The sequence below is a fragment of the Microbacterium sp. genome, from assembly GCF_035556355.1.
Taxonomy (GTDB): domain Bacteria; phylum Actinomycetota; class Actinomycetes; order Actinomycetales; family Microbacteriaceae; genus Microbacterium.
In genome coordinates, this window is record NZ_DATMFG010000021.1 from 44,660 (window position 1) to 60,890 (window position 16,231).

Below are 16,231 nucleotides of genomic sequence, written 5' to 3' on the forward strand. Positions count from 1 at the left end.
CGAACTTTGCCATCGACGCGGTATCCTCGGAAGAGGACGTGACCGCATGCTGACGACGGCACGTCGTTCAAGTGGACAGAGTCCCGGTCTGGGTTGAGTTTTCCGGGGCTCACGTACCGCTCGCATCGGCGAGCAGCAGGGGATGGCAAGAATGAGCACGATTGCAGGGCTCGAGCAGGGGCGTGTGAGCAAGAGGGAGTTCGTGCAGCGCGTCGCGCGGCGCGGCAAGCTCCCGCTGGGGGTCACGCAGCAGGTCTACGACGCGTTCATCGAGGAGCTGATCGACCTGGTCTCGAAGGGGAACAAGGTCACGCTCACGGGATTCGGCAAGTTCTATCCGCAGGAGCACAAGGGTCACCGCGTGCGGTTCGCGGACGGTGACGGCTCCACCCAGATCGACGACTACACGGTGCTGAAGTTCTCGGCGACACGCGCGGTCAACCGGAGCGTCGCCGGTTCCTGACGACGGCACAGCCACAAGCCGCAACCACGAAGAGGCCCCGGGAGAGATCCCGGGGCCTCTTCAGCCCCCCGGCCGGTCTCAGAACGCGTCGAACGCGTAGGTGTTGTGCCCGACGAGCGTGAGCGACACGCTCACCGGCAGGTCGTCGGGAGTCTCGTCGTACTCGTCGAGGATGTCCGTCTTGTGGAGCGGGAGCTGGATCGACCCGTCCTCCTCGAACACGAGGTCGCGCGGGAGGAACGAGATGTACAGCGACCGCTGCTTGTTCCGCAGCTCGAGCGTGCGGGTGTCGTGGACGCGCTCGAACAGGTTGAGCGCCGTCTCGCCGGCGAGACAGCTGCCGTCGGCGAACTTCGCCTCGACCCGGTAGTGGCTGGGCTCGATGGCCTTGATGTTGAGGTCGTGGACGATCTCGGAGAACTGCGCCGTCGGGTTGTTGAGCTCGAACGCGATCGCCCGCAGATGGTCGTAGTTGAGTCGGACGCGGCGCGAGAACAGCGCGGCGCTCTGGACCTCGGATGCCGGGGCCTCAGGCGCCTGATCGGTGAGGTACTGGCGGACCTCGTCGGGTCCGGGGTAGTCGAACCGCATGTGGTAGTGGAATCGGCCCGGCCGGTTGACGATGTACTGGCTCACATCGTGCACGTCGTTCACGGTGACGCAGTAGATGCGCTTCACCTGCGACATGCCGTCGAACAGCGAGAGGAACTGGTGCTGCCGGTTCACCTCGCCGTGGTGGAGCTGGCGTCCGTTCGGGAAGATCTTCTCGAACTCGTCGAAGATGATCAGGCACTCCTCGAGGCTGTCGAGGAAGTCGGCGATGCCGTCGGCGTCCTGCGTCACGAGCACCACCGGGATGCCGCGGGCGATCGCCTCCTGCCCGACCATGCGCAGGAACAGCGACTTGCCCTGGCCCTTGTCACCCGACAGCAGCACGCCCAGGCTGCGATCGGTGCGCTCGTAGGAGCGGAAGATCTTCTCGACCTTCTGCTCGCGCTGTCCGTAGACGCGCTCGCCGCCGGCGGTGAGGTTCTCGACCCTCAGGAGGCTGAAGCCTTCCTTCCCGTCGAAGTGAACGCGGTACGTGCCGAGCGGAAGCGACGCGTGCGTCTTGACCGAGGAGTCGTAGACGCGGATGCGAGTGCCTGTCTCAACGTATGTACTTGCCACGAGCGATCTCTCTCGATTCTCATGAAACTCTCATCTACCGGTCCGGAGACAAAAGTATCGGGAGCCGAGGGAGTTTGCATTTTCCGCTGGGAGTGTTGAGGTGAACTTGCGGAAATCCTGCGAAACGAGGAGAAACAGGCGGGCCGGATGACGCCCATGAGCGGTCGTGCGGCTAGCCGCAGTTCGGGCGACAGCCTCGCTGGGTGGTCGCGTCGACGAGCACCGAGCCGATGTCGGTCGGCTGCAGCGCCTGATACGCCGCACCGTCTGTGGCGGCGGCGATCTGCTCCAACGCGGCCTGGTCGGTATCGGGACCGTAGCCGATCGCGATCACCGCGACCGGCTTCGACGGATCCCGCAGCTTCTCGAGCTCGGCGAGGAGGCCGGGCAGGTCGAGGCCGTCGTCCTCCTCGTTGTAGCCGTCGGTGTTGAGCAGGACCAGGTTCACCTGCCCGGGCACGTACGTCTCGCGCATGTACTTCACCGCCGCGAGGACACTGTCGTAGAGTCCGGTCCCTCCGCCCACGAAGCGGTCGAGCGAGTTCGCCGTGTCGATCGTGAGCTGCTTGTGCGCCGGGGCGCCGAGCGATCCGAAGGGCACGATCTCCTCCCAGTCCTGTCCGCCGCTCCGGCGGCTCGAGAACACCCAGATGGCGAGCGAGGACTCATCCGACATCGAGTCGATCGCGCGCACGGCTGCCTGCTCGAACAGGTCTATCCGGCTCATGTCGCCCGTCGCCGGCTGCGACATCGATCCCGAAACGTCGTTGAGTGCCAACATGCGCGACGGAGCAGTCAGGACCTCCCACGTGCGCAGCGCCTCGGCCTGGTTCGCACCGTCCGTGGGCTCGGTCGCGACGCTCGGGGCGCCGCCACCGTCCGTGAGCGGCGCACCCGAGGCGGCACGCAGGCCGTGCTCGGCCAGCAGGTCGCTCGCGTCGGCGACCGCCGCGGTGAGCGCGTCGACGGCCTCGAGAGTGTCGCCTGCGGCATCCGCGACCGTCACCAGCGACACCGTCACGGTGGGCTTCACGTCCACGGGGTAGATCGGCACCAGCGGAGCGGCGTCGCTGTCGGCGTACAGGGCCTGTTCGGTCGTGATGGCGACGGTGGGCGAGGCCGCAGCGGATGCCGCGGCCAGCGCGTCGCCCGTCGTGGGAACCACGGCCTCGGCGTCGAGGCCGAGTACGAGACCGGTGAACGCGCGTGCGTCGCCGCCGACCGCGGTCTGCAGCGCGAGCAGGGCCGCGGCGCTCGCCGACGCCGACGACGGGTCGGGCAGCACGGCCGCGACCGCACCCTGGGCGAGGCTTGCGAACCCGGCTTCGGCGCCGAGGGCACGCGCGGTGGGGTCGGTCGCCGCGAAGACCACCGGCGTGCTCGCGATGGGATCGCTGACGATGAGCTCCGGGGCATCCGCGCCCGCCGGCTCGCGCTGGCTGGAGACGCGCGCCGGCCACATCGACGAGTCGGGGACCCATACATCGAACTCCAGAGCGGTTCCCTGCGCCAGGGCGGCCGCGGTGACCGCGCTGTCTTCAGTCGTGATGGTCGTCTCCGGGCAGTCGGAGCGATCGCCCGCCATGTCGGCGACGATCGCCTCGAGCGCGCCGGCGACCACCGGGTCGGCCGTGATGTCGAGACTCGCGGGCAGGCAGTCACCCGCGACTGCGGGTTCCTGCGGCTGGCCGGACTCGCCGGCGGCCCCGCGGATGAACACGACGCTCAGCACGACGACGAGCGCGACGACGAGGGCGCCGGTGATGCTCAGGAGGATGATCGAGCGCCGGCGCCGCTGCTGCGCACGGGCGGCCGCGCGCGTGCGGATGCCGGCGGTATCGGTGCTCGGCTGCATTCGGACCACATGCACTCCGATGAACGGCGGGTGGGGAGCCCGCTACTGGGGAGACGGCGTCGTACCTGGGGACGGGGTCGTCCGTCTGGGGGAGACTCCAGGGGAGTCTAGGCGACGGTCGCCGAGACCCGAAAAGACGCTCTCCCGCCCCCGGGACTCCGTGCGGCATCCATCCCGCCTGGTCGATGTGCTCGCGGTTACTGCAGCGCACGCACCTCGACGGGCGACTGCACGGCGCGCGAAGCGCGCGCGGCCCACTCGATCGCGGTCGCCTCGTCGGACGCCTCGATCACCCAGAATCCGCCCACGTACGCGGGCGCCTGCACGAACGGCTCGTCGAGCACGCGCACGTCGCCCGACGACGCGTCGACGGTCTTGGCGGTCGACGGCGGGTGGAGTCCGCCTGCGTAGCGCCACACGCCGGACTCCTTCAGTGCGGTGTTGAACTCCTCGACCGCGGCGATCACCGCGGCGAGCGCATCGGGGTCGCTCTCCTGCATCGAGGCCATGGTGGGCTCCGTCTCGGAGTCGTGGGGCATGGTCAAGAAGTACTCGTTCATCGGTCGATCCTCTCGTCGGGGCGCGGTGGACGCCCTCACTGAAGCGTCGAACGGGACCGACCGGAATCGACATGCGGTTGCGCGTTCGTCTTCGACCGCCTGGTCGGTCAGGGCTGGAGCGCCCGCCGCATGGTGCTCATGAGGGCGCGCACTGCGTTCTCGAGCCCTTCGTCGTCGGGTGGACTCGTGATGAGCCAGGTGTCCATCGCCTTCCCCATGCCCATGGCCAGGGCGATGATGAGGCCCGGGGGCAGGTCGGTGCGCACAGCGCCGATCGCCTGACCCGTCGCGAGCGTCTCGGTGAGCCAAGGCATCGCCTCCTGCTCGGCCTCGTGCTGCGCGGATCTCAGCGCGGGGGTCCCCGCGCCGGACAGCCAGTCGCGCAGCACGGCGCCGAGCCGCGGAGAGGCGGCGAGCCTGCGCATGAGGTGCAGGCACTGCGACTCCAGCGATGCCCAGAAGGCATCGGGGTCGGTGCGGGCGGGGAGCGGCACGCCGCCGCCCTCGGCGAGCAGTTGCTGCAGACCATCACGGATGACGTGCGTGTACAGGTCCTCCTTGTCGTCGAAGTAGTAGTACATCGAGCCTTTGGAGACCCCGGCGTTCGAGATGATGCGGTTCAAGGACGCCCCGCGATAGCCGTGGGCCGCGAACTCGTCGAGAGCGGCGTCGAGGATCCTCGTCTGCTGCTCGTCGGCGAGTCGGTGGAAGCGCGGGCGCGGCATGCGACCATTCAACCGTTCGGCGTCGGCGGGAGCTCGATCGGATCGCGCAGACTTCGTCCCATCGCGAGCCGCGACACGAGCGGGACGCCCATGAGGCCGATGACTGCCGCCCGGAGCCAGAGTTGCGCGCGATTGCGCGGGGCGAACGCCGAACCGAGTCCGATCGCCGCATCCTGTTTGTCGCCCACCACCCTCTTCAGTCGATCCTCGTAGGAGCTGAACGCCGCCCGGTGGTCGCCATCCGTCTCGTGGAGCGCGCACGCGAGGACGAACGCCTCGACCATCGCCAACGCGGATCCCTGGCCCGCGAGCAGCGACGGGCAAGCCGCCGCATCGCCGATGAGCGCGACGCGGCCCTTCGACCACTGCGGCATCCGGATCTGGCTCGCCCGATCCATGTAGAACGTGCGCGCCCGCGGCATCTGCTCGAGGACGCCGGGAACGTCGCCGCCCATTCCGCGGAGTCGACGCCGCAGCAACGACTGCTGCTCGCCCACATCGTCGATCGGGACGTCGCCCTCGTGCCGGAAGATGAAGCAGAACATGGTGGCGTCGTCGTGCAGTGCCAATCGCAGCATCTGCGCACCGACCTCGGTGTGAGTCACCGCGATGAGCTCCTCGCGCGGTCGGTAGCCCTCGAGGTCGAAGGCGGCCACGGTGATCCCGAGGTAGCGCTCGTACTGCTTCTCGGGGCCGAACGAGAGCGAGCGGATGCGGGAGTGCAGTCCGTCCGCACCGACGACGAGGTCGAACTCGCGCTCCACCCCGCTTTCGAACCGAACCCGCACGCGGGTGCCGTCGTCGTCGAGGGTCTGGACCGAGTCGCTGAAGATCGTCTCTGCGCTGCCCTCCATCGCGCAGTAGACGGCTCGCGAGAGCTCGGATCGGCCGACGGTGACGTAGCGCCCGCCCGCGGCGCCTTCGATCACGCGCACCGGATCCAGGTGCGCGATCCGTCGACCGGTGCGCGACACTTCACGCATCTCGCGGACGTGATACCCCTCGTCCATCAGTCGCGGGACGATGCTCATGCGCTCGGCCACATCGAAGCCCGTGCCCCAGAAGTCGACGACGTACCCGCCCTCGCGCAAGTGGGGCGCGCGTTCGACGAGCGTCGGCTCGTGCCCCGTGCGCAGCAGCCAGTATGCGAGCGTGGGCCCGGCGATACCTGCCCCCGCGATGAGGATCCTCACGTCACACCTTCTAGACCAACGGTTCGACCACTGGTCTAATAGTTCCACCGTCGCGTGCGTCGCGCCAGAGGTGCCCGTCGATTCCTCGGCGTCGCCCGGCGTGCGAGGATGTGCGCATGAGCGGTCAGCCGGGACCCGGCGCGACTCCGACCCTGCGGTTCCTGGGCGGCGCCGACTCCGTGACGGGCTCGCGGTTCCTCATCGAGTTCGAGTCGACGCGCGTGCTCGTCGACTGCGGGATGTTCCAGGGCTACAAGGTGCTGCGCGAGCGCAATCGCGCGCCCTTCCCCGTGCCGCCCGATTCGATCGACGCCGTCGTGCTCACGCACGCCCACCTCGACCACTCGGGATACGTGCCCGCCCTCGTGCGCGACGGGTTCGACGGCCCGGTGTACGCGACGCCGGCCACGACGGACCTGGCCGGGATCATGCTGCCCGACAGCGGCTACCTCGCCGAGGAGGAGGCGAAGCGCGCGGAGCGCCGCGGATACTCCAAGCACGCCAAGCCGCTTCCGTTGTATACGGCGGAGGACGCCGAGCGGTCGCTCGCGAGCTTCGTGCGCGTCGACTTCGACACTCCGCACGACGTGGGGAGGGGCATCCGGTTCACCTTCGTGCCTGCCGGCCACATCCTCGGTGCGGCGGGCGTGCGCGTCGAGGTCGGCGGGCGCTCCGTGCGGTTCACGGGTGACCTCGGCCGCCCGCACGACCCGATCATGCAGCCGCCGCGCCCGCTCGAGCCGGCGGACGTGCTCGTCACGGAGTCCACCTACGGCGACCGCAGCCATCCGACGATCGACCCCGAGGATGTGCTCGCCGACGTCGTGGGCCGCGTGGTCAAGCGCGGCGGGGTCGTGCTCATCCCTGCGTTCGCCGTCGGACGCACCGAGACGGTGCTGTACCACCTGTCGCGCCTGATCGACAGCGGTCGCGTTCCGGATGTGCCGGTGTTCCTCAACAGCCCGATGGCGATCGACGCCGCGGGCATCTATCAGCGGTACCCCCGCGAGCACCGCGTCGACCCGCAGCGATTCCGGCGGATGTACGAGCTCGCGAACCTCGTCCACGATGTCGACGAGTCGAAGCTCCTGAACCTGCGCGGCGGGCCCATGGTCATCCTGTCTGCGAGCGGCATGCTCACGGGCGGGCGGATCCTCCACCACGTCGCCGCCTACGCCGGAGACAAGCGCAACGCGATCGTGCTCGTCGGCTACCAGGCGGGCGGCACGCGCGGATCCGCGCTGCTGGGCGGCGCGACCTCGCTGCGGATCTTCGGCAACGACGTTCCGATCCGCGCCGAGGTGGTGTCGATCGACGGGATGTCGGCGCATGCGGATGCCGACGAACTGTACGACTGGCTCGCCGCGGTCGACGTGCCGCCCGACATCGTCTACCCCGTGCACGGTGAGCGCGACGCGGCCGACGCGCTGCGCGCTCGCCTGCAACGGCAGCTCGGCTGGCGCGCCCGCGTGCCCGAGCACCTCGAGACGGTGCGGATCTGAGCTCAGCGCTGCGTGTCTTCGGACACCCGCCCGTCGGACCCGGTCACCTCACGAACCTCCGAGTCCCGGCCGCCTCGCAGCGCCCGCCAGAGCACGAACACGCCGGCCGCGATGACCAGCATCGGCCACACGTAGTTGAGGACGACGAACCACTCGCCCGCCCCGAAGAGGATGAGGACCCCGGCGAGAGTGAGGGCCGCGGCCGGGACCCACGCCCATGTGCGACGCCGCGCGCCGCCGGGCAGCAGCGCCACGAGCGCGAACGTGGTCGCGAGCCCGAACAGGAAGATCGCACCGGCCACCGACGCGCCCACGATGCCCGTCACGCCTGCGACGACGGCGATCGTCAGGAGCGCGCCGGCCGGGATGATCGCCCACCATCTGGCGGTGCCGCGGAGGTACACCGCCCAGAACCCGATGCTGAGCGCGCCGAAGAACGGCACTTCGGCCCCTCCGCTGACGGCGGTGTCGAGCTGCAGGATCGTGGCGACCGCCGCACCCGCCAGCGCTGCGCCGGGGAGCGCCGCCCACCACGCGGGCCGGTCGGCGAAGAACACCCACCAGAAGACCCCGCTGCCCGCGGCCAGGAGGGCGGCCCACACGACCGGGGGAGTCGTCAGCACGCCGGTCGCCTCGAGCAGGAGCAGCGTCCCCGCGACGAGGATCAGCACGCCCAAGCCGATCTGGACGGAGAGGCGTCTCATCGTCCTGCCTCCGTCTCAGGTCCGCGCTCTTTCGGCGGATGCCACAGGCGTGGCGAGCTCGTCGGCGATCGCATCCGCCCACGCGTCGATCTCATCCCACTCGCGGAAGTCGCCGTTGGGCAGCAGGTCGCGAATCGCCGGCATCCACACGACCATCCGGTCGGCGCCGCGCAGCTGCTCGTGGTCGTACGCGCCGCGGAACACCTTCTTGCCACGCGGACCCAGCAGTCCCTCGTACTCGGCGAACTGCTTCGGCTCCGCCTCCTTCAGGACGTCCTTGCCGTCCTTGTCGACGACGTCCGTGCCGAGCGGACCGCTGGCGAAGAGCCAGACGGGGTGGGCGGAGAGCTCGGCAGCGTGACGCTCGACGAACTTCCTCGCGCCTTTGCGCCAGTTGAAGGCGTAGACCGCCGAGCCCACGACGTACGCGTCGAACCCGGATGCGTCGTCGATGTCCATGCACGAGCGGACGCTCACCTCATGCCCGCGCTCGCCGAGACGGTCGCCGAGTCGCTCGGCGATGCCCTGCGTCGCGCCGTACTTGCTCGCGTAGGCCACCAGGATCTTCATGGTCGTTCCCCCTCCATCGGTCGGAACCTCAGCGATTCACTGTAGGCGGGCGCCGCCCGGGGACGAGGTACGAAGGTCCCGCGGTCACGCGTATCCTGACCGGCAGCGTCGACCCACACCGAAGGAGGTGCGCGATGACCGCCGCTCCCGCCCCGTTCACCACCGACGACTTCCGAACGCGCATGGAGCGCGCCGTGGAGGACGCCGTCGCGGAGGGGCTCGACGGCCTGCTGGTGACCCCCGGACCGGACCTGCTGTGGCTCACGGGCTACAGCCCCACCGCGATCACCGAGCGGCTGACGCTGCTCGTGCTCAGCACCGACGCCGAACCGCGGATGCTCGTGCCCACGCTCGAGCGACCTGACCTGGACTCCGCGGTGGGCGCATCGGCGCTCTCGATCAGCGACTGGCGCGACGGGCAGGACCCTTACGACGTCGCCGCCGAGCTGCTGCGGCCCGGAGCGCAATACGCCGTCTCGGATTCGACGTGGGCGATGCACCTTCTCGGGCTGCAACGTCGGGTCGCCGGCACGCGGTACTACGCGATCACCGAGCGGCTCCCCATGCTCCGTGCGGTGAAGGACGCCAACGAGCTCGCGCGCCTCGAGGCGGCGGGGTGCGCCGCGGATGCCGCGTTCGAAGAGATCCTGAACGTCTCGTTCGCAGGGAGGAGGGAGACGGACGTCGCGGCCGACCTCGCACGGCTGCTGCGCGACTTCGGCCACGAACAGGTCGACTTCACGATCGTCGCGTCGGGTCCGAACGGCGCGAACCCGCACCACGAGGCGGGCGAGCGCACGATCGCCGAAGGCGACATGGTCGTGATGGACTTCGGCGGACTCATGCACGGGTACGGCTCCGACACGACGCGCACCGTCGCGGTCGGCGAGCCCGCCGCGCAGATGCGCGAGGTGCACGACATCGTCCGTGCGGCCCAGGAGGCCGCGTTCGAGGCGGTGCAGCCGGGCGTCGCGTGCCAGGAGATCGACCGCGTCGCTCGCGGGGTCATCACGGATGCGGGTCACGGCGACGACTTCATCCATCGGACCGGTCACGGGATCGGCATGACCACCCACGAGCCGCCGTACATGGTCGAGGGGGAGGAGCGCCCGATGGTGCCCGGCATGTGCTTCTCGATCGAGCCGGGCATCTACCTCGCGGGGCGGTTCGGCGTGCGCATCGAGGACATCGTCACGGTCACGGAGAACGGCGGGCGGCGCCTGAACAACACGACGCGCGAACTGGTCGTCGTCGAGTGACCATGCCGGTGACGCATCACTACGAGGATGTGCCCTCGGCCGGCACAGCACGGCTCGCGACCGATGACTCGCACTACCTCTCCGAGGGGCCGGTGTGGGACGGCATCCGCGAGAGGATCCTGTGGGTCGACATCATGAACGGCACCGTGCACTCGGGTCGCCTGCGCGCAGACGGCACCATTCAGGCCGACGAGCGGTACGACTTCCCGGATACGGCCGGAGCGGTCGCGGTCGCGGAGAGGGGTGAGCTCGTCGTCGCAGGAAGGCACCGCCTCTACTTCCGTTCGGCGGACGGAGTGATCCGCGCGGGGGTGGAGCTCATCTCGGGGGACGAGCGTCGCTTCAACGACGGCAAGCCGGACCCGCGGGGGCGTTTCGTCGTCGGCACACTGGGCCCGGGTGGAGAGCTGCTGATGCGGGTCGACGGCGACGAGGTGACCGTGCTCGACGACGACCTCACACTCTCGAACGGGCTCGCGTGGTCGACGGACGGCGGGCGCTTCTACAGCATCGACACGTGGAGCAAGCGCATCCACGTGCGCGACTACGACGCCGCCACCGGAGCGACCGGCCGGCGTGAGCTCTTCGCGCGGTTCGAGCACGGCGCCCCCGACGGGATGACGACGGATGCCGAGGACCACCTGTGGGTCGCGATGTGGGGCGAGGGGTGCGTCCTGCGCATCTCGCCGGCCGGACGAATCGTCGCGCGGATCGACGTCCCGGCTCCGCACACATCGTGCGTCCAGTTCGCCGGTCCGGAGCTCGACACCCTCGTCATCACGACGGCGACCGAGCACCTGACCGCCGAGCAGCTGCGAGCCAGCCCGCTGTCGGGGCGACTGTTCACCGCCAGGCCGGGCGTGCGCGGCAATCCGCCGTACCTCTGGAACGGGCGAAGCTCCCGAGCGGGCGCGTGACCGTCGGCTGAGCCCGCTTTCACCCGCAGCGCGCGATTCCGCCCGCTCCCAGCGTGACCGCGGTCGGCCATCACCTGCAACGCGCCGACGTGGGCGGCAGCGAAGGCCCCACCGCCGCCGAGGACGAGCCCCAGGGCAGGATCGTCGACCACCACCGCGACCTCCTCCCGTGAGGTGCTAGCGAACCTACACCTCCCTCCGCGACCCTGACAGCGGCCGGAGGGGTCGTTCGGCGGACGCCGCGGTGCGCGGTCAGTGGTGGAACACGCCGGGGCGCCACCCCTCGGCGGGCAGCGGATGCCGCGGCATCGGATGCTTGCCTTATTCGCAATAGATTATTAGTATTTCAATTATTACGGAGACCTTTGGTATCGGCGACGGGGCCGGTCATGACGATGCAGTCCAGGAAAGGAATCACAGCATGAGATCACGCAGGCGTACGTGGATGGGGATCGCGGGCATGGTTGCGGCGCTCGCGCTCGTCGCGGGTTGCTCCAGCACCAGTGGCGGGGCAGCGCAGACTTCGGCGCCGAGCGACGGTCCCGTCGACCCCGAGTGGGAGGCCGTCGTCGAGGCGGCGAAGGAAGAGGGCAAGGTCGTCTGGTACACCGTTGCACCGGAGACAGCGCGCGAGGGGCTCAAGGCCGCGTTCGAGGAGAAATACCCAGAGATCAAGGTCGACGTCCGCGTTATCGGAACCGCCGACATGACGGCGGCGCTCGAGGCAGAGCACGCGACGGGCGCCGAGGGCGCCGATGTAGTTACGTCCGTGAACTTCGCGTGGCTCGAGGAGAAGCTCGCCGAGGGCGACTGGTTCACCGACCTCGAAGGGCCCTCGTTCGAGGACCCCGAGTGGGTTGAGAGCGACTGGATCCGTGACGACAAGCTGATCCTCTCGCCGCTCGGCCTCCTGGTCGTCGGCTGGAACACGCAGCTGTTCAACGGCGAGATCGAGAGCTACGAAGACCTCCTCGACCCCGCGTACGGCGACGGGGCGATCGGCGTCGTCGACCCCGCGATCATCGCCATCCACGCCGACTGGTACCAGTTCCTCGAAGACAGTACGAGCGACGGCTACCTCGAGAAGCTCGCGAAGCAGAAGCCGACCGTCTATGCCAGTGCGCTCGCGATGCAGGAGGGCCTGCTGGCCGGCGAGATCGCTATCGGCATGTTCGTCTCCGCCGCCGACATGTCGGTGCGCAAGGAGGAGGGCGCGCCGATCGAGTACGTTGTGCCGGACCCGGTCTGGGGCGTGCCGAACGTGTTCATGGCGGTCGAGTCGGCCAAGAACCCGAACGCGGCGCAGGTGTTCCTCGACTTCTTCGCATCGGAGGAGGGTCAGCGCGCCACCGCCCACGGCGGTGCCACGCCGCTCAGCGCGGTGCAGCCCGACACGATCGGCGCCTCGTCGAACGTGCAGCTTCTCGACTCCGAGCGAGTTCTCGACCTCGAGTGGTGGGAAGAGTACACGGCCAAGTGGAACGAGCTCTTCCGCTGAGCCTGATCCGCAGTCGACCTGCGCGTGGCCCCGTCATCTGATGGCGGGGCACGCGCGGAACGGAGAACTCCCGCATGCCCATCAGCCACAAGATGCTCATCGGCGACGGCTCGGTCGACGCCCTCGACGGCGCGACATTCCCGAGTGTCAACCCCTTCACAGGTGAGGTGTGGGCGGAGGTGCCGCTGGCGACCGAACACGACGTGGATCGCGCGGTGCGTGCGGCCGAGGAGGCGCTCGACGGCGAGTGGGGCCGGCTCACGCCGACGGCACGAGGCAAGCTCATCCACCGGCTGGCCGATCTCATCGAGGAGAACGTCGAGGGGCTCGCGGTCGCCGAGTCGAAGGACAACGGCCGGCTCCTGCGTGAGAACCGCGCCCAGATCGCGCAGCTTCCGGACTGGTATCGGTACTTCGCGGGCGCGGCCGACAAAGTGCAGGGGTCGGTCATCCCCTCGGCGGACCCCTCATTCCTCATCTACACGCGCCGTGAGCCGATCGGCGTGGTGGGCGCGATCCTCCCGTGGAACGCCCCCCTGCTCGTCCTGACCTTCAAGCTCGCGCCGGCGCTCGCGGCGGGGTGCACCTTCGTCGCCAAGCCCGCCGAGCAGACGCCGGTGACGACGCTCATGCTCGGCGAGCTCGTGCAGCAGGCGGGGTTCCCCGCCGGCGTCTTCAACGTCGTGACCGGGTTCGGCGACGTCGGTGCGGCGCTCAGCGCCCACGAAGGCGTGGCGAAGATCGCCTTCACCGGATCGACCGCCACGGGCATGGAGGTCATGCGTTCCGCCGCCGGACACCTCGCGCCTGTGACGCTCGAGCTCGGGGGCAAGTCCCCGAGCATCGTGTTCGACGACGCCGACCTCGACACGACCGTCGAGGGCATCGTGGGCGGCATCTTCGCGGCATCCGGCCAGGTCTGCACCGCCGGTTCGCGCCTGCTCGTCCACCGCTCGGTGCACGACGAGCTCATCGCCCGACTCGCCGACCGCGCGCGGACGATGCGCCTGGGAGACCCGCTGCTCGATACGACCGAGATGGGGCCGATCGCGTTCGAGGCGCAGCTGCAGAAGATCGAGCACTACGTGGAGAGTGGAGTGCGCCAGGGGGCGCAGCTCGTGGTCGGCGGGCGGCGCCCGGCCGAGCCCGCGACTGGGTGCTTCATCGAGCCGACGATCTTCACGGACGTCCGCAACGACATGGACATCGCGCGCGACGAGATCTTCGGACCGGTGCTGTCGGTCATTCCGTTCGACGCGGATGACGACGCGATCGCGCTCGCGAACGACACGCATTACGGACTCGCGGCGGGTGTGTGGACCCGTGACGTCAAGCGCGCCCACCGCACGGCGGCCGCGCTGCGTGCCGGGAGCGTGTGGGTCAACACCTACCGGAAACTCTCGTTCAATGTCCCGTTCGGCGGGTACAAGCACAGCGGCATAGGCCGCGAGAACGGCTTCGACGCGGTCCTCGACTTCACCGAGACCAAGTCGGTCTGGATCGATGTCTCGCCGGAGGCGGGCGTCGCGTGACCGCGCGCACAGCAAGGAAGGCACGATGAAGTTCGGACTGTTCCAGACGCCGTTCATCCACCCGAAACGGTCGGCGCGTGAGACCTTCCGCTGGGCGGTCGAGCAGGCTGTGCAGGCCGAGGCCGCCGGCCTCGACGAGGCGTGGATCGGCGAGCACTTCACGAACGCGTGGGAGCATCCCGAATCCCGAGCTCGCGCTTGCGTACGCCGCGCTCGAGACGGAGCGCGTCACGATCGGGCCGGCGGCCCACCTGGCTCCGTACCACCACCCCGGACACCTCGCGTCGCAGGCGGCGTGGCTGAGCAACATCGCCGAGGGCCGCTACATCCTCGGGCTCGCCACCGGACTGAACCCGTTCGACGGGATGCTCCAGGGCGTCGATCCGGCGGCGGACAAGCTCGCGATGACGATCGAGTCGCTCGACGTCATGGAGAAGGTCTGGGCCGGCGAGCCGTTCGAGCACGAAGGGACGCACTGGAAGTCCTCGCTGCCGGATGTCCCGCGCGAAGTGCAGGAGATGCGGTCGCTGCGGCCGTACGGAGGTTCGCTCACAGTCGCGCTCGGCGGTGCGAGCCCGGGCTCGACGTCCATCAAGCTCGCGGGCGCGCGCGGGTTCGCCCCGATGTCGTTCGGGGCGAGCGACGACGTCATCGCCAACCACTGGAGGACTTACGTCAACGCGGCCCGCGAGGCCGGGCGCGAGCTTCCGGAGGATCACTCCCAGCACCGCGTCACCCTCACGATCGTTGTGGCCGACACGGATGCCGAGGCGATGGACCTCGTGCGCAACGGGCCCATCGCCACCACGTGGCTGGAGTACATGGTGCCCCACGAGCAGCTGCGTGCCCAACGATCGAAGGTGAAGCCGGTGTGGGATCCGGGTGCCACCATCGACGAGCTCGCGCGCGGCCACATGTACGTCGGCAGCCCCGCGACGGTCGCGGAGAAGCTAAACGCGATGATCGAGGCCTCGGGCGGCTGGGGCACGGCGCTCGTCCTCGGCTACGACTTCATCGACGAGCCGGAGCGGTGGAACGAGAGCCTCCGTCTGATCGCCGAAGAGGTGAGGCCGCGCATCATCGAGAAGCGGCCGGCGGACGTCATCGACTGACAGGGGAACGCATGAAGGTCAATCTCGGACTCGGCCCGCACAACTCGTTCGACATGATGCGGTTCCACGATCGCGACACGAGCCGGCCGCAGGCGATCGCCGACTCGGTGATCCTCGAGAAGATCCATGCGGTCGGCGACCTCGCCGAGCCGCTCGGATTCGACGGGCTGTGGTTCCCCCAGCACTTCGGCAGTCCGTACGGGATGTGCCCGAACCCGCTGCAGGTGCTCGCGTACTTCGCCGGCCGGACGGAGCAGATCAGCTTCGGCACCATGATCATCGTCGCGCCGTGGTGGCAGCCGGTGCAGCTCGCGCACGAGATCGCGTACCTCGACAACCTCTCGGGCGGGCGCTACGAGGTCATCGGCCTGGGGCGCGGCGTGGCGAAGACGGAGTTCGACGCGCTCGGCGTGCCGCGGGACGAGAGCCGGGAGCGACTCGACGAGACGATCGAGATCCTGACGCTCGCGCTCACCCAGGAGCGCTTCTCGTACGAGGGCGAGATCTTCACGATCCCCGAGATGTCGATCCGCCCGCGGCCGATGAGCCCCGATCTCGCGACCCGGCTGCACGGGGCGTCGTCCACCGGCCCGTCGCTCGAGAAGAACGCGCGCGCGGGGCTCACGCCGCTCTTCGTCGGCAACAAGCCGCTCGACGTGGCGGCGCAGGAGGTGCGGCGGGTCAACGAGATCCGTCGAGCGGCGGGAATGGAACCCGTCCAGCCGAAGAACGTGCTGTTCGCCTACTGCGCGGCGTCGGACGAAGAGGCGCAGCGCGCGGCCGACTACATCGAGCACGCCAACCGTGACGTGCGGCTCCACTACGGCTTCGACGACCCGTCGAACTTCGAAGGCGTCAAGGGGTACGAAGCGTATGCCGAGGGGCGCGGTGCCGCCACCGCGGCGACCATGGGCCAGTCGCGTCGCTACGACGAGTCGAACCTCCTCATCGGCTCACCCGAGACGATCATCGAACGCATACGCGGGCTTCAGAAGGTGTGCTCGTTCTCCGAGATCACGATCAATCCGTACTTCGGGGAGATGCCTCTGCCCGAGGTTGAGGCGAGTGTGCGCCTCTTCGCTCAAGAGGTCCTGCCCGTGATCCACGAGATGGACGCTCCGCTCCACCCCCATGCGAGTGGTGGGTGACGCACGTGCACACGGGAGCCGGA

Annotated in this window: 15 protein-coding genes; 8 read left to right on the forward strand and 7 right to left on the reverse strand. The window is 69.1% G+C overall.

What is annotated here, in order from left to right; genetic code table 11:
• Positions 1 to 151: 151 nt before the first annotated feature.
• A complete protein-coding gene (locus VNR19_RS04765; RefSeq protein ID WP_325032827.1) occupies positions 152 to 463 on the forward strand; it encodes an HU family DNA-binding protein in 312 nt (103 codons plus the stop codon).
• A gap of 78 nt (positions 464 to 541) precedes the next feature.
• On the opposite strand, the gene VNR19_RS04770 is transcribed toward VNR19_RS04765, so the two are convergent.
• The 5 genes from VNR19_RS04770 to VNR19_RS04790 form a co-directional block, all read right to left on the reverse strand.
• A complete protein-coding gene (locus tag VNR19_RS04770) occupies positions 542 to 1,633 on the reverse strand; it encodes an AAA family ATPase (RefSeq protein ID WP_325724424.1) in 1,092 nt (363 codons plus the stop codon).
• A gap of 172 nt (positions 1,634 to 1,805) precedes the next feature.
• Complete coding sequence (locus tag VNR19_RS04775; protein ID WP_325724426.1) at positions 1,806 to 3,497, reverse strand: vWA domain-containing protein; 1,692 nt, start codon at positions 3,495 to 3,497, stop codon at positions 1,806 to 1,808.
• 188 nt (positions 3,498 to 3,685) lie between these two features.
• The gene (locus tag VNR19_RS04780) at positions 3,686 to 4,048 is read right to left on the reverse strand and encodes a YciI family protein (protein WP_325724428.1); all 363 of its coding nucleotides are present in this window, start codon (positions 4,046 to 4,048) and stop codon (positions 3,686 to 3,688) included.
• Positions 4,049 to 4,155: 107 nt separating this feature from the next.
• Positions 4,156 to 4,773: a TetR/AcrR family transcriptional regulator gene (locus VNR19_RS04785; protein WP_325724430.1), complete on the reverse strand. Its 618-nt coding sequence runs from the start codon at positions 4,771 to 4,773 to the stop codon at positions 4,156 to 4,158.
• A gap of 8 nt (positions 4,774 to 4,781) precedes the next feature.
• On the reverse strand, positions 4,782 to 5,966 hold the full coding sequence (locus VNR19_RS04790; protein WP_325724432.1) for an FAD-binding domain: 1,185 nt from the start codon (positions 5,964 to 5,966) through the stop codon (positions 4,782 to 4,784).
• A 116-nt stretch (positions 5,967 to 6,082) separates the two neighbouring features.
• Between VNR19_RS04790 and VNR19_RS04795 the strand changes: the two genes are divergently transcribed.
• Positions 6,083 to 7,468 carry an MBL fold metallo-hydrolase gene (locus VNR19_RS04795; RefSeq protein WP_325724434.1) on the forward strand — a complete coding sequence of 462 codons (1,386 nt, stop codon included), beginning with the start codon at positions 6,083 to 6,085 and terminating at the stop codon, positions 7,466 to 7,468.
• Between the two features lie 2 nt (positions 7,469 to 7,470).
• Here the strand turns inward: VNR19_RS04795 and VNR19_RS04800 are convergent, their stop codons facing one another.
• Together VNR19_RS04800 and VNR19_RS04805 are read right to left on the reverse strand one after the other, a co-directional pair.
• Entirely contained in the window at positions 7,471 to 8,172 is a 702-nt protein-coding gene (locus VNR19_RS04800) for a hypothetical protein (RefSeq protein WP_325724436.1), read from the reverse strand.
• A 15-nt stretch (positions 8,173 to 8,187) separates the two neighbouring features.
• Entirely contained in the window at positions 8,188 to 8,742 is a 555-nt protein-coding gene (locus tag VNR19_RS04805; RefSeq protein WP_325724438.1) for a flavodoxin domain-containing protein, read from the reverse strand.
• Between the two features lie 134 nt (positions 8,743 to 8,876).
• Between VNR19_RS04805 and VNR19_RS04810 the strand changes: the two genes are divergently transcribed.
• From VNR19_RS04810 to VNR19_RS04835, 6 genes are all read left to right on the forward strand, one after another.
• A complete protein-coding gene (locus tag VNR19_RS04810; protein WP_325724440.1) occupies positions 8,877 to 10,001 on the forward strand; it encodes a M24 family metallopeptidase in 1,125 nt (374 codons plus the stop codon).
• A 2-nt stretch (positions 10,002 to 10,003) separates the two neighbouring features.
• Positions 10,004 to 10,918 carry an SMP-30/gluconolactonase/LRE family protein gene (locus tag VNR19_RS04815; RefSeq protein WP_325724442.1) on the forward strand — a complete coding sequence of 305 codons (915 nt, stop codon included), beginning with the start codon at positions 10,004 to 10,006 and terminating at the stop codon, positions 10,916 to 10,918.
• Between the two features lie 421 nt (positions 10,919 to 11,339).
• Positions 11,340 to 12,416, forward strand: a complete 1,077-nt coding sequence (locus VNR19_RS04820; protein WP_325724444.1) for an extracellular solute-binding protein — start codon at positions 11,340 to 11,342, stop codon at positions 12,414 to 12,416.
• A 74-nt stretch (positions 12,417 to 12,490) separates the two neighbouring features.
• Positions 12,491 to 13,948 carry an aldehyde dehydrogenase gene (locus tag VNR19_RS04825; RefSeq protein ID WP_325724446.1) on the forward strand — a complete coding sequence of 486 codons (1,458 nt, stop codon included), beginning with the start codon at positions 12,491 to 12,493 and terminating at the stop codon, positions 13,946 to 13,948.
• Between the two features lie 77 nt (positions 13,949 to 14,025).
• Positions 14,026 to 15,060 (forward strand): LLM class flavin-dependent oxidoreductase, encoded by a 1,035-nt coding sequence (locus VNR19_RS04830; protein ID WP_325724448.1) that lies wholly within the window; start codon positions 14,026 to 14,028, stop codon positions 15,058 to 15,060.
• An 11-nt stretch (positions 15,061 to 15,071) separates the two neighbouring features.
• The gene (locus VNR19_RS04835; RefSeq protein ID WP_325724449.1) at positions 15,072 to 16,208 is read left to right on the forward strand and encodes an LLM class flavin-dependent oxidoreductase; all 1,137 of its coding nucleotides are present in this window, start codon (positions 15,072 to 15,074) and stop codon (positions 16,206 to 16,208) included.
• Positions 16,209 to 16,231 lie beyond the last annotated feature (23 nt).